Raw genomic sequence first — 17,262 nt, 5'->3', positions numbered from 1 at the left:
AATAACAAAAAAGAAAAATAGGTAGCGTCAGCCACCTATCTCATCACATTGCCTGTTTCTTATTTTTTGCATAGTTTGTCACGTATACAACTCCGATGACAGATAACGTCAAGATTGCAAGAACGTTTACCAATGTCTTGAGCGTATGTAGGCCATCAACGTTGTTCACGACCATCACTGCCATGAGTAATACGAGGATACTAAAGTTGACAATATTTCGATTTTTCATAAGATGCACCTCTCACTTCAATGTCAATTCCTATGATACCATTATGAATGAAAAAGTGTTATTTTTTGTATGTTTTAACCAAATCTATCATTTATACTAAGTTTACAAATTGTTCAGTGAGGTGAACGTTGATCATGTCTTTACTACCGAAAGACCGAAAAGGCCGGTTCATTTTTAAAGGCATCCTTGGCATAAGTTTCATCCTACTCTTGATCGGTCGAAGCGAAGTCCCTCTACCCATTCACGCAACGACTTCTTTCGTTCCATTCGAGGTTCACGGTCCCACACACCTCCCCTTTGTTGCAGAGACTGAATACGCACATCTTGTCAGCCTAGGGAAAGTCGAACTCGTCTATGAAAATGAAGAGGAGTCTATGAGCATATGGGCGACCACGGAACTCGGATGGCACCATGTCGAAGAGTGGGAACCTTACGCACAAACCGTTCAAGGTTCTCCTGTCTACGTCAATGAGTCCGATGAACTCACCATTCTCAGCTGGCAACGAGATGGCGTCGAATACGCAATCGACTACAGTGGACATCAACTTTCGAAGCAGGATTTGTTTGCCATCGCCGCTTCAATGAACTAAAAAAACGATCTCACGCGAGATCGTTTTTTGGTGTCCAATTTGGTACGACAGGTGTCGCTTTCGGCTCATCGACGACGAGCATCTTGGTGACGACCCGTCCGGCGATTGACACCGCGACGAGCGTATACAACGCGTTCGATAATGGTAAATAAATGAGTGAAATCCCAAGGACGATCACATCAAAGATAATTAAAATCGTACCGACTGACACGCCTGTCCATTTCGATAATCCGAGGGCGAATAAGTCGTCGCCACCGGTCGCTCCGCCTGACTTCAAGACGAGACCGAGACCATATCCGGTCACAATCCCACTTGCGATCGCAGCGAATAACGTCGCTGGCCATACTTGAATATCAAACGTGAGCAAATCGAGACGGTCCCACATCGCATAACTGAGCGAAAGGGACGAAGCGGCTAACACCGCCTGCCCGACAAAACGCCATCCTTTCCACCATAAGGCGATGATAAAAAATGGGATGTCGAGCACGATCATCGAGATCGCCGGGTCGATATCAAATAGATAGCGACCGAGTAGCGATAACCCGACGAATCCACCTTCCGCCAAACCAAACTGTTCATTCAAATAATAATAACCGAACGCCATGATCAGCGTTCCGAGCACTATGGTAGCAACTCGTTTCATTCCGATTGTCCTCCCCGTTCTTGACGGAGAGGAGGATCCTCAGTCGTAGCTGCGGTTCCATCTGTTCCATCTCCGATCTTCCGTTTGTTGATTGATACACGTCATAGTGATCATTCAACGCTAGAAGTCCGGAAGTTGGAACAGAGGCCACGTCCTCTCGGTATCCATAAAGACCTTCCTTTCTCAAATTGCGCGTAATCTTGTACGTAGTTTACCACACATTTTGATTCAGTTCATGAATTTTACCTTTAGTGCATGTTACGTTTCGGTAAATCTTTCTTACCGAACCACCACCAGTTCCAATCCCCAAACAGTTTCATAAGAGATGGAACGAGCAGGATTCGGATGATCGTCGCATCGATGAAGATGGCGAGGGCAATCCCGACACCGAGCTGTTTGATCGGGCTGACACCCGTAAAGGCAAACGCACCGGTCACGACAATCATGATGATGGCAGCCGAGGTAATGATCTTACTCGTTTTCGCCAGTCCCATCTCTGTCGCATAGTCGTTGTCACCTGTCTCCCGGTAGTATTCCTCGATTCGTGAAACGAGGAACACCTCATAGTCCATCGACAATCCGAAGACGAGTGAGAAGATAAATACCGGTGTCAAAATGCTGATGGTCTCCGCATCATAGATATATCCGGATTCAAAAATGATGACGAGTAAGCCGAACGTTGCTCCGAGACCGAGTACATTCATGAGAATGGCTTTGATTGGAATCAAAATGGATCGGAATGCCCACATGAGAATGAAGAACGTCGCCAAAATGACGGTGATCACTGCATATGGGATGCTGTCGTAAATCTCATCATAAATCTCTTCGTTAAAGGCAGCCGGTCCACCGACCTCAAATCCTTGGTCTCGCCAATCGCGGACAAATGCCTGTGCTTCTTTGTCACTCGGTGGTACATCGAAACTCACGTTGACGAGGGCGAGATCCGTATTCCCATCAAGCGTGACCAGCCGTTCAAGCGGAGCGAGTTGTTCCGGTGCCGCCTCGACGAGTTGTGTGAAGGCTTCCGGTGTCAAACCGGACGTCGTCAAAAAGGTTGAGACGTTATCGACAATTCCCACTTCGTTTAACTCATCCGTGAGCGTTGTCAGTTCTTCTAAAATCATCGGGTCCGTCAAATCATTCGCTTCGAACAAAATGACCGCATCGGTTGAGTTTTCTCCGAACACTTCATCAAATCGTTCAAGTGCCGCCCGTGATTCATACGAAGTTGGGAGCGCATCTGCGTCCGGAATGTTCAGCTCTAAGTCACGGACGAACCAAAGACTCGGTAACAGTAACAATAAAGCAACGAGCGTCATTGTCACAGGCCGCTTCATGACGAAACGGGCAAGTTTTTGCCAACGCTTTTCAGACTTTATCTCGTCAGACTTGATGATTCTCCCTTTATTCAAGGCATCCCCGACTAAATATAGAGATGACGGCAAGAGTGTCAGTGCGGACAAAACAGCCCCCGCGACAGCAATGAGCGCACCGAGCGCGACTGCCTGGAAGACATCGACCTGGATAAAGAGTAGACCGGCCAATCCGACGAATACGCATAGTCCAGAAAAGAGAATCGAGCGTCCTGCCGTCGCCACCGTCCGGACGATGGCTTCTTCTCTCGATTGTCCACGCGTCAACTCTTCACGATACCGATTGACGAGGAGCAATGAGAAATCAATCCCGAGCGCAATGGCGATCATCGCCACGGCGTTCAAGACGAATATGGATAATTCCATGTTTTGCGCAAAAAAGAATAAAGAGCCTGCCGCTACGATGAACGTGATGAGTCCGACGAGCAACGGCATGAGTGCCGCGAGCGGCGTTCCGAAAACAAGTAACAATACGACGAGAGCAACCGGAATCCCGATCAATTCTGCTCGAATCAAGTCATTTTTCGACGCTTCGTTCAAGTCGTCTGCAAATACCGGTTCCCCGGTCAACCGCACTTCTGTATCCGTGTCTGTGATGAGGGCGTCACGAACCGCATCAATCGAAGATTCGGCTGCTTCATAGTCTTCGAATTCAAGCACAAAGTACGAAACGTCCCCTGAACGAGCATCTGGATTCTCAGATGGCGTAATCACACCATCAATCGACCGAATTGCCTCGAACCGTTCTTGTTGTTCGTCCATGACCGTTTCTATTTCTCCGCCTTCAAACAAGACGATCATCGAGGCACCTGCACGATCGAATCGTTCATTCAACGTGTCCTCTACTTGTTGGAATCGCCCGTCTTGAATCGCGAAGCCGTTTCCTCGCAACTCACCTGGGAGCTGCAGTCCAAAATAGACCGACCCCGCAAGTAAGATCGTCCAAATGAGTAGTACTCCATATCGAAAGCGAACCAACTGCCTACCTAACCATTCCATCCTTGTCACTCCTCCCTATCTAACCATCTACTTCCCGTTTCTCTCTTCATTCATCATCACTTCACAAAAAATTCCTGAACCTGTTTCGGGTTCAGGATTCTTGTCGCTCAAAGACTTGAAGCCAACTATGGCAAAATCGTGGCGGTGCGGATAAGACGACGAGTCGGTCTCCTCGGTCATCTAACAGCATGACCTTCAGTAATTGGTTGTCCGCGCACACCGTCGAACAAAACAATTCTTCTTCTCGACGAAACAGTTGGAACGCTTCGGTCGAAGTGATTGCCGTCGTTTCGCCGACTTGATCGAGGATGACCGTTTCACGGTCCCCTTCATACGGAATACGCCAGTGCTCATTTGTTTTCACATTCTCCACTAAAAAGTGATGCGTGTTTTCATCAAATAAGGTCACACATGTTTCAGGTGTGAATCGTTCAAAATCATACGTCCCCTGATACGCCAACTCGATGATGTTCCCAAAGAGCGGAACTTCTTCGTAGCGACTATATCGAAACGTATGATCGTGGAGGTTCAAAGCCACGACATCCGATTCGGCTGAATATAAGAAGATGTCATCGCATTGCCAATAGTGCAAATTGCTAAACCAGTCACCGTTAAAACGTTGTGGAATCGCATGCGTCTCCATCTGTCCTTTTTGTAAATCAATGACTCCGTAAAGTCCTTTTTCTCGGAACCATGCCACGGCACGCGTCGCATTCGGCTCCACATATAGGGCGCACGGTGTCCAAGTCCAGTCAATCTCCCAGCGAATTTGGGACGACTCGTCAAAGAACAAAAATCCGGTTTGCGCCAAGTACAACATCCAACCTTCACCGACACGTTCTAACCATTCGATCGTTTGATGAAATTGAAAGTCTGCTGTTTGTTTGTACATTTGATCACTTCCTAATTTCAGCTTAGCAACGACCGAAGCGAAATTCGATTTTGAATGTGTTCGTTCAACACATTTTCGATTTTCCTGTATACTGTCGGTATAGATGAATGGTTCAGAAAGGAGTATACCGATGCGCCCATTACAATTATCACCAGAGACCGCGGTTGAGCTTGCGAAAAAGTTGAACGTCCCGCTCGAAGAATTGATGCATATGCCAAAGCATATTCTCGTTCAAAAAATGATGCAACTCGAGGCATCTCAAACAGAGGAAGACACACCAAAGGAGACGGATTAACGTCTCCTTTTTTGGTTACTGTTCTTTACGTTTTCGTTTTTTCGATACGTACCAGAGACCACCGAGCACGGCGAGTGCTGCACCTCCAGCAACAGCGTATTTGCTGTAGTCCGGACGACGTTCCGTCACCACGAGTGTCGATAGTGGTGCGACTGTCATATGACGGTCTTCAATTTGACGCGGCGCCGTCAGATTGACGGTATGGTCTTCCACGTTTACTTCAAATTTACCGGACGGAAGTTTAATCTCGACCGCTTCCTCTAACGCGTTATGATACACGACATGTCGTTCTACATACCCTTCGACGTGGCGGCTCAACTCGAATGCAATCACGCCTTCTTCCTCATCGAAGAAGCGCAAGTGTTTCCGAATCTGTTCCGTGTTCTCGAGTCGGAAGAGCGGATACTGTTTCCGCAGGCGCAAGAGACCTTTCACATATTCCACACTCGGTGCTTCTTGTTCTGCACGTGTCCAATCGACACGGTTGACGACCTCGCCTGAGTTAAAACTATTCTCGTCCCCATCTTTTGTGCGGAAGAACTCTTGCCCACTGTGGAGGAACGGAATCCCTTGTCCGAGAAGTACGATGGATGTCGCCAAGCGATGACGGCGGCGACGCGTCGTCTCATCATCTTCTGGATTCGTCACGGACAACTTGTCCCAAAGCGTCAAGTTATCGTGACATTCAACATAGTTGACGACCTGGTTCGGTTCATCGGCAAAACTTTGGCTCGTAATTCCGCCAGCGATTCCTCGCTTCACGTCAGCCGTCATGTCTGTATTGCCGCTCACCCAGCCTGGTAAGTCTTCGATAAATACGTCTCCACGGACACCATCTCGAATCCCATCATTAAATTGCGCGATTCGTGGCATCTTGTGCGCATTGTGTTGATTCGCTTTTTTACGGACAGGGAGTGGCGTATCTAAATCCCAACCTTCTCCGATGACCAGGATGGACGGGTCGACGCGATCAAGCGCCTTCCGAATTTGATTCATCGTCTTCACATCATGTAATCCCATCAAGTCGAAACGGAATCCGTCAATCATGAATTCCTTCGCCCAATATGTGACACATTCGACCATGAGCTTACGCATCATCGCACGCTCAGATGCCGTGTCATTCCCACATGCCGAACCGTCCGCGAGTGTTCCGTCCTCATTTAGTCGATAGTAATAATCAGGGACGAATTGACCGAGCGGTGTCGTCAACGCATCGTACGTATGGTTGAAGACGACGTCCATGATGACACGAATGCCCCGATCGTGGAGGGCTTGAATCATCGCTTTTAGTTCAATAATTCGTGTCGCCGGATCGTCTGCTGACGAGGCGTATGATCCTTCGACCGCAAAGTAATGCACCGGATCATATCCCCAGTTATAGTTATCTTCGCTCTCGCGTGATTCGTTCACCGACCCATAGTCAAAGAATGGCATCAATTGAAGATGTGTGATACCGAGCGATGTGATGTAATCGAGTCCGGTCGGGTAACCGCTCGTGGTCGTCGTGCCCGTCTCGGTCATCCCCAAGAACTTCCCACGATGCATGGCCCCGCTCTCTGGATGACTCGTCAAATCACGTACGTGCGCTTCGTAAATGACCGCTTCTTGTGAAGAATTGAATAGCGGACGTTCTTTAATCCAATGGTCCGGGTTCAAGGATGCCGGGTCAAGCAGACATCCACGCTTCCCATTCACTCCGACGACTTTTGCATAAGGGTCGAGTGATTCCACTTTCTTCCCATCAATCATTGCTTCAAATACATAAAATTGACCTTCGAACAAGGCACGGTCGAGTTCAATGACCCACGTCCCTTTCTCAGCCGGTTCGAGTTCGAGTCGATCAAACTTGCGGGCACGGGCTGTGCGATATAACTTGACCGACATCTGTTCCGCTACCGGAGACCAGACACGTAGTCGAATCTGTTCCCCTTTAAACGTCACCCCAAGGTCTTTCCCGTGATAGGCAACGTGATCTAAGTCTGCTTGTGTGTGTTGATCCATTGTACGTTCCATCTCTTCACTCCTTCACTGCTTCAAATCTGCTATCATTATAACAAAACCACACAAAGGATGGATGAAACATGGCAAAAGACAATTCTTTCGATATCGTGTCCGAAATGAATCTTGAAGAAGTGAAGAACGCGATTCAAATCGCGGAGAAGGAAATTTTAAACCGTTACGACTTCAAAGGCTCAAAAAGTGAGATGTCGCTCGACAACGGCGACCTCGTCCTCATCTCGGATGACGACTACAAACTTGAGCAATTAAAGGACGTCTTAATCACGAAGTTGATCAAGCGCGGTGTCCCGACAAAAAACCTCGACTATCAAAAAGTAGAGAACGCACTCGGCGGCACGGTTCGCCAACGTGTGAAATTGAAGAGCGGGATCGACAAAGATGACGCGAAAAAAATCAACAACGCCATCAAGGAATCAAAACTTAAAGTCAAATCGCAAATTCAAGACGATCAAATCCGTGTCACGGGGAAATCGCGTGACGATCTTCAAGCTGTCATGCAGCTCGTTCGTGAACTCGAATTGTCTGTCGACGCCCAATTCACGAACTTCCGATGAAACTCGCGATCATCAGTGACCCACACGGTTCGTTTGATGATTTGAAGGCGGTTCTCGATGACGTCCGGCGAGAAACCGAGCATATTCTCTGTCTCGGCGACCTGTATGAATGCCACATCGGGAAAAAACGACGTCACGAACGCTTTCATCATGTGGAAGACGTCGTGACGTATGATCCGAATTACGAAGCATTGCTGACGTTCCCGAGTCTTCGTGGTAATCAGGAGGAGCGAATCGACGAGGTGCTCGTCATCGACCATCCCGTGAAAACACGGATTTCCTTATTACCGGAACAGACGACTCTTGGAGAAGCACGTTTTTTACATGGGCATCAAGTCAAGTGGAATGAAGACTGGGAACCGGTTGTCGAGAAAGGGAAATATCCGCTCGTCTTCATCGGACATAGTCATATTCCCGGGATTTACCGGAAAGGAAGATCCTTGCCGTGGGAAATCGGGACACCGTTCCATTTGAAGAAGAAACGATATGTTATCAATGTCGGTGCCATCATCTTTGACCGGGAATGGTGTCTCTATGACACGGAAGCCCGAACGGTGACGCGGATGAAAGTGTGAGCATACGAAAAGGACCTCAATTTTTTGAGGTCCTTTCGTCTGTCTTACATTTCTTCCGGAGCTTCGACACCGAGTAAACGGAGTCCTTCCGTCAATACGAGTGTCACTGCCTTCACGAGTGCGAGACGCGATTGTTTGCCTGCATCTTCTTCTAAGACACGGACATGACCGTAATACTTGTTGAACGCTTGCGCGAGGTCAAGTACATAACGGCTGATGATAGATGGTTCGCGACGTTCATGTGCACGCGTGATGACGTGCGGGAACGCGTTGAGCATCGTGACGACACCCCATGAGTAGTCATCGTCTGCACCAGTGAACGGTGAACCATCGTAGTTCCCTTTACGGAGGAGTGAGTTCGCACGAGCGTTCGTGTATTGGACGTAAGGTCCTGTCTCTCCTTCGAACTTGAGCATGCTGTCGAGATCGAATTCGATGTTGTTGATGCGTTCGTTCTTCAAGTCGTGGAAGACGACCGCTCCGACACCGACCATGCGTGCGACGTCTTCTGCGTTCGCAAGGTCCGGATTCTTCTGTTCGATGTTCGCTTGTGCTTTTTCAATTGCTTCTTTCAACACTTCCTCAAGAAGAACGATGCGCCCTTTACGTGTCGACATCTTCTTCCCTTCTTGCAAGATCAAGCCGAACGGTACGTGATGCATGCCATCGACGAAGTCGTAGCCGAGCTTACGAAGAACCGAGAAGAGTTGTTTGAAGTGAAGCGCCTGTTCGCCACCGACGACATAGTTCGCTTGCACGAAGTTGTACGTTTCGTAGCGATAGATTGCTGCTGCCAAGTCGCGTGTCGCGTACAATGTCGCGCCATCTTTCTTCTTGATTAAGCATGGTGGCAAGTTCTCTTCTTCGAGCGAGACGACCATGGCGCCCTCACTTTCGACTAAGAGGTTTTTTTCTTCGAGCATCTCGACGACGCGTCCCATCTTATCATTGTAGAACGCCTCACCATTGAAGCTCTCGAACTTCACACCGAGGAGGTCGTATACTTTTTGAAACTCCTTGAGTGACTCGTCACGGAACCATTGCCAAAGCTCTGTCGCTTCCGCATCGCCGTCTTCAAGCTTCTTGAACCACGCGCGACCTTCGTCTTCGAGTTCTGGTTGTGTCTTCGCTTCTTCATGGAAATGAACATATAATTTCAAGAGTTCTGCGATCGGATTGGCACGTACCGCTTCCTCATCGCCCCACTTCTTGTAGGCGACCATCAATTTCCCGAACTGTGTACCCCAGTCACCGAGGTGGTTGACGCCGACAACGTCATATCCGTTTTTACGTGCGATTTGGTTGATCGCATTCCCGATCACCGTCGAACGTAAGTGACCCATCGAGAACGGTTTCGCAATGTTCGGTGACGAGAAGTCCGTCACAATCGTTTCGTTGCGTGTTGCATGTGTCGCGTACTCTGACTTTTCATCGAGCACCGTGTTGATGATTTCTTGTGACACGACGTCACGGCTCAAGAAGACGTTGACGTAAGGTCCCGCTGCCTCGACTTTTGTGAACAGTTCATCGTTCAAGTCATTCGCGATATCTGTCGCAATCATGACAGGTGCTTTACGGTAGGCTTTCGCCAATTGGAAACATGGGAACGCGAGGTCACCATGTGCCTCGTGTTTCGGCTTCTCAATCAATGCTTCAATCTGGTCAATCGTGAGCTCGTCTCCGATGACACGTGATAACGCTTCTGCGTACTTGCGTTCATAACTCATTTGTATGTCCTCCTTCTTCGTATCACAACTCATAAAAAAAAACGCCCTTTGCATAGATGCAAAGAGACGGGAATTCCCGCGGTACCACTCTTCTTGCCTGCATGATGCAGACCGCTTTATGGTGATAACGGTTCCCTCCGGCTATGCCTACTCTCGTTTCGGATAGCATCTCAAAAGTGCGTTTCGCGACGTTTGTCAGCCTAGGCTCTCACCAATCCCCAGGTCGCTTTGTTGACTAAACCATCGTTACTCTCTTTTTCATCGACATTCGTCTATGCGGTTGAAAAGCAATTTCATTATAGAGGATATTCCGTGTATACTCAATGCTAGAATTCAAGCATCATTGGACAGAAGCAGGACTCACATGAAATCGTGACGAATCTTTACTATTAGATCTTGAAATGTCCCATGCTAGGAGGGAACACATGAACCACTTTCGTAAGATGTCCGTGCTCGGTTGGAGTATATGGAGTGCCCTGTTCATCTTCACCATCGCACTATTTGCATTGGATATCCTACACGCCCCAACAATCGATTCGTTGTCATTTATTTTAATTTCGTTGCTTGTCATCATTTTTCAACTCGACTCGATCGAAGTCAAAGGTGTGTACTTCACATTTTCTGAAAGTATCGTTTTAATCTTATTTTTATTCTTTGGATTTGAAACAGCACTCATCGTCAACCAAATCGGGGTGTTCGTCTTTCAATTCGCCAACTTGAGACCGAAAGTCGCCATCCGTCGCTTCCGGTTCACATATCCGTGGAATGCCATTACGGCGTACTTAGAGATCGTCATACCAGCAGCTGTCTATCTCGCCCTAGGTGGGGAGACCAGTCTCAACTTTTATTCGCAAGATTCGTTCGTGCCGCTCGCTGGATTGTTCCTTGCCATCTTCTTAAACACGGTGTTTCAAAAGTATCAGGTGAAATGGTGGTTCCGCGTCGACATCGCATTGAGCGACTTTATGAAGATTGCGTTCTATACGTACGTCGTCAGTTTGATTTTCATCTTAGCGGCAGCGTTTTTCCGAGAGACCAACTTACTCGTCGTCAGTAGCATCGCCGCTGCGTTGACGTTCTTCATCAAGCGGCTTCTCATTCAAAAAGAGCGACAAGATGCATTTAAATCCTTGATTGAGCAATACGATGAAGCGAAAGAGGCCGTTTCCTTGTCACAGAGCGAGGCACAAGCCATCGAAGTGTTTTTAAGTCAATGCGAACAGCTGAATCATTATGATGAAGGGTATGTCGAGTTTAAATTGTTTGAACGCACCCTGTACTTTGATTTAAAGACGCGACAGCCCATCGATCGACCCATCGTCTTTACGTTGCTTGAAATGAGTCAGCCAATCGAGCAAGTCCTCGATTATGAGATGCGCTTTGAATGGGATACTTCCCTTTCTGACGCCTTCCATGACGATTACCACAGCTTTGTTTCTGTCCGCTCGGAGGAAATTGAAGAGATTCGTACATGGATTGTCATGACGGGAGAACCTGTATACGGTTATCCGAAGATTATTCAGCATGAAATCATCAAATTGTTAAAATCGTTCAACCGGACCATTAGCCGTTGTCACGAACGGGACCGCCTCTATACCGAGAGTCGGACGGACAGTTTAACGCTTCTCGCCAATGCGCGTGCGTTTTATGAATATGGCATTCAACAAATATCCGATATGTCGGTATATCCGATATCGGTCGCCATGCTCGATATTGATTTTTTCAAAAAGATCAACGATACGTACGGTCATCAGGTCGGAGACCATGTGTTACAAGAGTTCGGACGACGAATTCGTCAGGTACTTCGTCCCGATGACTTTGCGGCACGTTATGGCGGCGAAGAATTTATTTTGTTGCTCAATCATTGTGACATGAACCAAGCGATCGAAATCACGGAGCGGATTCGCCATCAAATCGAAGCGAAACCGTTTCATGTCGACCACCATGAAATTTCTGTCACCGCGTCCATCGGGGTCGACACAATCGAAGCGTTCGGGAAGAAGCGTCTCGATGATACGATTCGAAATGCGGACCGTGCCCTGTATGTTGGTGGAAAATATGCAGGACGTAACCGCGTGGCGCACTTCAACAATTTAACGACGTAAACTCCCCTTTCTCACATCGAATTGGGGAGTTTTTAGGTTGACAACTAGATTTGAAACAGGTACGTTAGGGAACGTGTTTGATAATAGGATAACTTAACTTTTTATCGAGAGAGACGGAGGGACTGGCCCTATGAAGTCTCGGCAGCGGGGAACCTGTGCCAAATCCAGCGGACATACGTCCGAAAGATGAAAAGGGTATTTCACACGAAGGACCTTTTTCTCAAGAAAAAGGTCCTTTTTATTTTTTAGTGAGGTGATTATTTTGGAACAACCAACAGCAAACAAGTGGGCACTTCTGCCGTTACTCGTCTTCTTGCTCTTTTTCATCGGGGCGGGTGTCTACTATGGGGACTTCTATAAGTTTCCTGTACTCGTTGCGGCCATCATCGCCTTGATGGTTGCAGCATTCATGACAAAAGGAAGTGCCACTCAAACCGTCGAGCGCATCGCGCAAGGTGCCGGAAATCCGGGAATCATCATTATGATTTTTATCTTCTTACTGGCCGGTGCCTTTTCAACGGTAGCCGAATCAATCGGTGCCATCGACGCGACGGTCAACGCGGCGTTGACGCTTTTACCCCCATCGCTTCTCTTAAGTGGACTATTCGTCATTGCTGCTTTCATTTCAATGGCAATGGGTACATCGACCGGAACGATTGCGGCACTTGCGCCGATTGCCCTCGGTATTCATGAGGAAAGTGGTGTGAACGTCGCCATCGCAGCCGCGGCAGTGGTCGGCGGAGCCATGTTCGGAGACAACCTTTCATTCATTTCGGATACGACCATTGCTGCCGTAAGGACACAACGGACGAACATGCGCGATAAGTTCCGAACGAACTTCTGGATCGTGCTACCAGCTGCCATCATCACGACGATTTTACTCGCCGTCTTGTCGAACGGTGAATCGACGGTCGATGTCGCCGTATTCGAATGGTATAAACTCATTCCGTATCTCGCGGTCATCGGACTGGCGTTAACGGGACTGAACGTCATTCTCGTCCTGTTAGGAGGGATCACGCTAACAGGAATCATCGGTCTTCTCGACGGAAGCTTATCCGTCACAGCATTTGTGACCGCTATCGCCGATGGCATGGTCGGTATGGCTGAAATCTCGTTCTTGACGTTACTCATGGGCGGACTCGTCGGTCTTATTTCGCACAACGGAGGACTCACGTATTTACGTGATGCGCTGACGTCACGGATTCAAAAACGTGCTGGTGCCGAGTGGAGTATCGCGGGTCTCGTCAGTGCGACGAACGTAGCGACCGCGAACAATACGATTTCTATTCTTGTAGCCGGACCACTTGCCGCGAACATTGCGGACGAATATGATATCGAACGGAAGAAATCAGCAAGCGTACTCGATATCTTCTCATGTGGTGTACAAGGGATTCTTCCATATGGAGCGCAACTCCTCATCGCCGCAGAGTTGACGAAGACCGCATCGCCGGACCTCGTCCCGTTCATGTTTTATCCGTTCCTCCTCTTTATCTGCGGAGGAATTGCCATCGCATTCAATTTCCCGCGTTTTAAAAAGCAGTCTTAAACGACAAACACCCCTTGTTCAAAGGGGTGTTTGTCGTTTAGTGATCATCTCTTGTTTCAACTGCTCGTTGCGTTTTTTGAAAGCGCGTCGTTTGAGCACTTCTTCTAGTCCTCGACTGATGGCCCACAATGCGACCAAAAGCAGACCGAGCATCGATAAACGAAACGGGCTTTGGATAAATTCTTCCCATTGATCCCCGATGACCGAGAAAATGACGACGACGAGTAGTTTCCCGAATCCCGCCGCCAAAATGAACGTACGGAGCGGCATCTGAATGAGCGCCAGCAAATAGGTAATCAAACTGACTGGGATGAACGGGAGTGAATACAAGAACCCGAGTGAAATCGGACTCATATGATTGATTCGTTCCAACCAATAGACAGCCGCTTTATGTTTTTCGAGCCAGCGTGTCATCGGTTTACGAAACACATATCGGACGGCTGCGAAGACGACAATCGTTCCGAGTAAGTTCCCAATCCATGATAAAAGGACCCCTAACAAAAACCCATATGTTGCCGCATTCGCTGAAATGATTAAAACGAGTGGCAAAAACGGAAAGATCGCTTCTAAAAACGGAGCACCGAGTCCGGCCCAAGGACCGCCAGGCAAGCTTTGAAGCCATTCGATTAATTGGATGATGTACTGTTGGAGAGAAGTGAGCATAGTCGTTCCACCTTCAACTTTCGTTACTACTACTCTATTACCCGAATTCGATTTACAAGACGCATCTCCCTGCATTCGTCAAAAAAAATTAAAAACCATTTGCGAAAATTCGTCGTGATATTTATCATATAATAATGGACTTGTGGTTGCAGGCAAGTCTATTCGTCGAACGACACAACCCAACGTTCGTTTTCCTGCAAAAAACTGAACACAGGGGAGCAACACAACATGGAAACAAAACCAATGCGGGTCTTGCTGTACTATAAGTACGTCAACATCGAAGACCCAGAAACACTCACACAAGAACATTTGAAGTATTGTAAAGACCTCGGCATCAAAGGACGCATCTTGATTTCCTCCGAAGGAATCAACGGGACGTGCTCTGGTACTTGGGAACAAACTGAGCAATACATGAACGACTTGAAGGCAAACCCACTCTTCAGCGATATCGAGTTCAAAATCGATGAAGTCGAAGAGCATGCGTTCAAGAAAATTTTTGTCCGTCACAAGAAAGAGCTCGTGACGTGGCGCTTTGATGGTGAGTTTGATGTACCGAAACAACATGGTGCATACCTCGAACCAGCAGAATGGAAAGAGATGATGAATCGTGATGATGTCGTCATCCTCGACGTCCGTAACAACTACGAGTACGAACTTGGTCACTTTAAAAACGCGATCAAAATCGATGTAGAGGCTTCACGTTACATGCCAGAATGGCTCGAAGAGAACAAAGACCTCTACGAAGGAAAAACACTTCTCACGTACTGTACTGGTGGCGTCCGTTGCGAGAAATTTACAGCATATATGCGTGACCAAGGTCACGACAACATCTTCCACTTAAAAGGTGGCGTCGCGATGTATGGAAAAGACGAAGCGACGAAAGGTGAAAACTGGGATGGTGAGCTTTACGTCTTTGACGAGCGCATCAACGTCCCTGTTAACTCTGTGAACCCGACTGTTGTTTCACACTGCATGCACTGTGGAACCGAGACGGTTCGTTACGTTAATTGTGCAAACCCGGAGTGCAATGTGCAACATTTCTGTTGTGAAGAGTGTGAACCGAAACAAATGCGTTCATGCTCGAAAGAGTGTCAAGAACACCCACGCAACCGTTATATCATCGACAACATTGCAGAGAAACTTCAGGAAACTGAAGGAGTAGTCGGGTAACAAAAATCGACCAAAAGGTGTCATGGACAAGCCGTCCGTGACACCTTTTTTTGACGAAATCTTAACGTCTAGCCTGTCCCGCTTTCGGGTATAGTGAAGTTACTATGTCAGACAGGAAGTGAATGCATGTTTAACGAACCTTTACTCGCTGCGATTCTTGCTTGGTTTATCGCCCAAGCGGCCAAACTCGTTACCGAACTTATTAAAACAAGGGATTTTGAAATTGAAATCATGTTCGCTTCAGGCGGCATGCCAAGCTCACACTCGTCCACGGTCGTCGCACTCGCTACGGCAATCGGACGTATGGAAGGGATCGACTCGAGCATGTTTGCCCTCGCTGTCGTCTTTGCCACGATCGTCATGTATGATGCGACCGGCGTCCGGCAGGCGGTCGGTTTTCAGGCCCGGTTATTGAATGATTACTTCAAAGGCATCAAACACGAGACTCCACTTTTGAATGAACTTGTCGGGCACACGCCGTTCCAAGTCATCGTCGGGGCGTTGCTCGGTCTCGTTGTCGGATTGTTTTTCCCGATGTAATCCACTAAAGGTATGTCATTTCTCACACTTTCGATTCTTTTTGTGAAGTTTCACAAAGAAGAAGTTATACTCAGAGAGAGGAGGAATCGACATGCCTTTTTTGCAGAAATCTTATGAGTCTCTCGATACACTCGCCGAAGCAATCGGTCAAGCGATTCGAGCACCCATCACGATTGAAAATCGCCACCACCAGTTGCTGGCGTACAGCACCCATCCAGATTCGACCGATCCGGCCAGAATCGCCACGATCATCGGTCGTCGGGTTCCAGAAGCTGTCATTGAAGATTTATGGGAAAGTGGGATTTTACGAGAAGTCATTGACCAAGATGAGCCTGTCGTCATTCCAGCACGGCTCGCTGTCGGGCTCGGTGAGCGTGCCGCCATCGTGATCAAACAACATGACGAAGTACTCGGTTATATTTGGAGCTTGGCTCGAACGAATCCGTTTACCACTCAAGAATTAGCTATCTTGCAAGAAGGAGCGACCATTGCCAAGAAGTTGCTCATGACCATCGCGATGCACGAGCGACGCATTAGCGCGGAACTTGAACGCTTCTTGTTAGATGTCCTCGCTTCCCCGACGCTCTCTGATACCAATCGCGAACGATTGAACGAACTCGCACCCATCGCCGTCGCCAGTCGATTGACGATTATCGAATGCGCTCAACCGATCACCCCGCAACTCGCTGAACGTCTGCATTATGTGCTCGCGACCCAAGAGGCGATTGAAGTGGTCTTGCATGCCATCGATGGACAGCAGTTACTCGTCTGGCATTACATGAAATCCGAACTTTCCGATGAAGAAGTGGAATTGCTCGCTTGGGCGGAACGATTCGAACAGTTGCTTCAAGACAAGTTCACTGAATCTGAGCCGCGACTCGGAATCAGTCGGCGCTTTTTCGAGAGTGACATGCTGTACGCCGCAGCGGAAGAGGCACGACGTGTCACAACACTTCGTCGTAAGTTTCCTCTTGAGCTCGCGACTTCTCGCGCCTTCGAACAGATTGGGATTTATCAACTCGTCCCGGAACTCGCACGTCGCATCGGACTTCGACTGGAAACCCATCCGACCGTCGAACGGTTGCAACAATATGACTCATCCCATCAGACCGAACTCGTGAAGACGCTCGAATGGTATTTTTATTTCGATGGGAATGTAAAGCGGGTCGCCGCCCACCTTCATATCCATCCGAATACCGTCTTGTATCGGATTCGACGCATCGAAGAGTTGACGAATATCACGCAAGTTTCCTTACCCGAACGGTCCATGATTTATTTGGCGATTAAAGCCGGCCAATATCGATTAGAAGACTAGACGTTCGCTTTGTGTTTTTTCACAAAG

The 17,262-nt window shown here is 48.1% G+C and carries 16 protein-coding genes, 1 riboswitch and 1 other annotated feature; of the genes, 9 read left to right on the top strand and 7 right to left on the bottom strand.

What is annotated here, in order from left to right; all coding sequences use genetic code 11:
- Nucleotides 1-43: 43 nt before the first annotated feature.
- Nucleotides 44-229 carry a hypothetical protein gene (locus KNO99_RS07545; RefSeq protein WP_214747038.1) on the bottom strand — a complete coding sequence of 62 codons (186 nt, stop codon included), beginning with the start codon at nt 227-229 and terminating at the stop codon, nt 44-46.
- 134 nt (nt 230-363) lie between these two features.
- Here KNO99_RS07545 and KNO99_RS07540 point away from each other — a divergent pair, with 134 nt between their 5' ends.
- Nucleotides 364-819 (top strand): hypothetical protein, encoded by a 456-nt coding sequence (locus KNO99_RS07540; RefSeq protein ID WP_214747035.1) that lies wholly within the window; start codon nt 364-366, stop codon nt 817-819.
- Nucleotides 820-829: 10 nt separating this feature from the next.
- On the opposite strand, the gene KNO99_RS07535 is transcribed toward KNO99_RS07540, so the two are convergent.
- The 3 genes from KNO99_RS07535 to KNO99_RS07525 all read right to left on the bottom strand — a co-directional run bounded on the left by KNO99_RS07535 (nt 830) and on the right by KNO99_RS07525 (nt 4,726).
- Nucleotides 830-1,462, bottom strand: coding sequence for a YitT family protein (locus KNO99_RS07535; protein ID WP_214747032.1), 633 nt, complete (start codon nt 1,460-1,462; stop codon nt 830-832).
- Between the two features lie 248 nt (nt 1,463-1,710).
- Nucleotides 1,711-3,834, bottom strand: a complete 2,124-nt coding sequence (locus tag KNO99_RS07530) for an MMPL family transporter (protein ID WP_214747029.1) — start codon at nt 3,832-3,834, stop codon at nt 1,711-1,713.
- 91 nt (nt 3,835-3,925) lie between these two features.
- Complete coding sequence (locus KNO99_RS07525; protein WP_214747026.1) at nt 3,926-4,726, bottom strand: hypothetical protein; 801 nt, start codon at nt 4,724-4,726, stop codon at nt 3,926-3,928.
- Nucleotides 4,727-4,856: 130 nt separating this feature from the next.
- Here KNO99_RS07525 and KNO99_RS07520 point away from each other — a divergent pair, with 130 nt between their 5' ends.
- Entirely contained in the window at nt 4,857-5,021 is a 165-nt protein-coding gene (locus tag KNO99_RS07520; protein ID WP_074034904.1) for a YycC family protein, read from the top strand.
- Nucleotides 5,022-5,036: 15 nt separating this feature from the next.
- On the opposite strand, the gene pulA is transcribed toward KNO99_RS07520, so the two are convergent.
- Entirely contained in the window at nt 5,037-7,034 is a 1,998-nt protein-coding gene (gene pulA / locus KNO99_RS07515) for a type I pullulanase (protein WP_214747023.1), read from the bottom strand.
- A 68-nt stretch (nt 7,035-7,102) separates the two neighbouring features.
- Between pulA and KNO99_RS07510 the strand changes: the two genes are divergently transcribed.
- On the top strand, nt 7,103-7,594 hold the full coding sequence (locus KNO99_RS07510) for a YajQ family cyclic di-GMP-binding protein (RefSeq protein WP_015880519.1): 492 nt from the start codon (nt 7,103-7,105) through the stop codon (nt 7,592-7,594).
- Nucleotides 7,591-8,169 carry a metallophosphoesterase family protein gene (locus KNO99_RS07505; RefSeq protein ID WP_214747020.1) on the top strand — a complete coding sequence of 193 codons (579 nt, stop codon included), beginning with the start codon at nt 7,591-7,593 and terminating at the stop codon, nt 8,167-8,169. The genes KNO99_RS07510 and KNO99_RS07505 overlap by 4 nt, the downstream gene beginning before the upstream one ends.
- Before the next feature lie 44 nt (nt 8,170-8,213).
- Here KNO99_RS07505 and argS read toward each other — a convergent pair whose 3' ends face one another.
- Nucleotides 8,214-9,896 (bottom strand): arginine--tRNA ligase, encoded by a 1,683-nt coding sequence (argS, locus tag KNO99_RS07500; RefSeq protein WP_074034279.1) that lies wholly within the window; start codon nt 9,894-9,896, stop codon nt 8,214-8,216.
- 59 nt (nt 9,897-9,955) lie between these two features.
- Nucleotides 9,956-10,167: a binding site (T-box leader), on the bottom strand.
- A gap of 154 nt (nt 10,168-10,321) precedes the next feature.
- On the opposite strand from argS, the gene KNO99_RS07495 reads away from it, so the two are divergent.
- Nucleotides 10,322-12,001 (top strand): GGDEF domain-containing protein, encoded by a 1,680-nt coding sequence (locus KNO99_RS07495; RefSeq protein ID WP_214747017.1) that lies wholly within the window; start codon nt 10,322-10,324, stop codon nt 11,999-12,001.
- Between the two features lie 98 nt (nt 12,002-12,099).
- A riboswitch (SAM riboswitch) is annotated at nt 12,100-12,194 on the top strand.
- Nucleotides 12,195-12,263: 69 nt separating this feature from the next.
- A complete protein-coding gene (locus KNO99_RS07490; protein ID WP_214747015.1) occupies nt 12,264-13,547 on the top strand; it encodes a Na+/H+ antiporter NhaC family protein in 1,284 nt (427 codons plus the stop codon).
- Between the two features lie 18 nt (nt 13,548-13,565).
- On the opposite strand, the gene KNO99_RS07485 is transcribed toward KNO99_RS07490, so the two are convergent.
- Nucleotides 13,566-14,210: a TVP38/TMEM64 family protein gene (locus KNO99_RS07485; RefSeq protein WP_074034276.1), complete on the bottom strand. Its 645-nt coding sequence runs from the start codon at nt 14,208-14,210 to the stop codon at nt 13,566-13,568.
- Between the two features lie 228 nt (nt 14,211-14,438).
- Here KNO99_RS07485 and trhO point away from each other — a divergent pair, with 228 nt between their 5' ends.
- The 3 genes from trhO to KNO99_RS07470 all read left to right on the top strand — a co-directional run bounded on the left by trhO (nt 14,439) and on the right by KNO99_RS07470 (nt 17,235).
- A complete protein-coding gene (gene trhO, locus KNO99_RS07480) occupies nt 14,439-15,380 on the top strand; it encodes an oxygen-dependent tRNA uridine(34) hydroxylase TrhO (RefSeq protein ID WP_214695947.1) in 942 nt (313 codons plus the stop codon).
- A gap of 126 nt (nt 15,381-15,506) precedes the next feature.
- Nucleotides 15,507-15,920, top strand: coding sequence for a divergent PAP2 family protein (locus KNO99_RS07475; RefSeq protein ID WP_074034273.1), 414 nt, complete (start codon nt 15,507-15,509; stop codon nt 15,918-15,920).
- Between the two features lie 91 nt (nt 15,921-16,011).
- Complete coding sequence (locus KNO99_RS07470; protein ID WP_214747012.1) at nt 16,012-17,235, top strand: PucR family transcriptional regulator; 1,224 nt, start codon at nt 16,012-16,014, stop codon at nt 17,233-17,235.
- Nucleotides 17,236-17,262: the final 27 nt, after the last annotated feature.

The sequence above is a fragment of the Exiguobacterium sp. s189 genome, assembly GCF_018617615.1.
Taxonomy (GTDB): domain Bacteria; phylum Bacillota; class Bacilli; order Exiguobacteriales; family Exiguobacteriaceae; genus Exiguobacterium; species Exiguobacterium aestuarii_A.
Note: the sequence above shows the minus strand (reverse complement) of the source record. Positions and strands in the feature narration are given on the sequence as shown.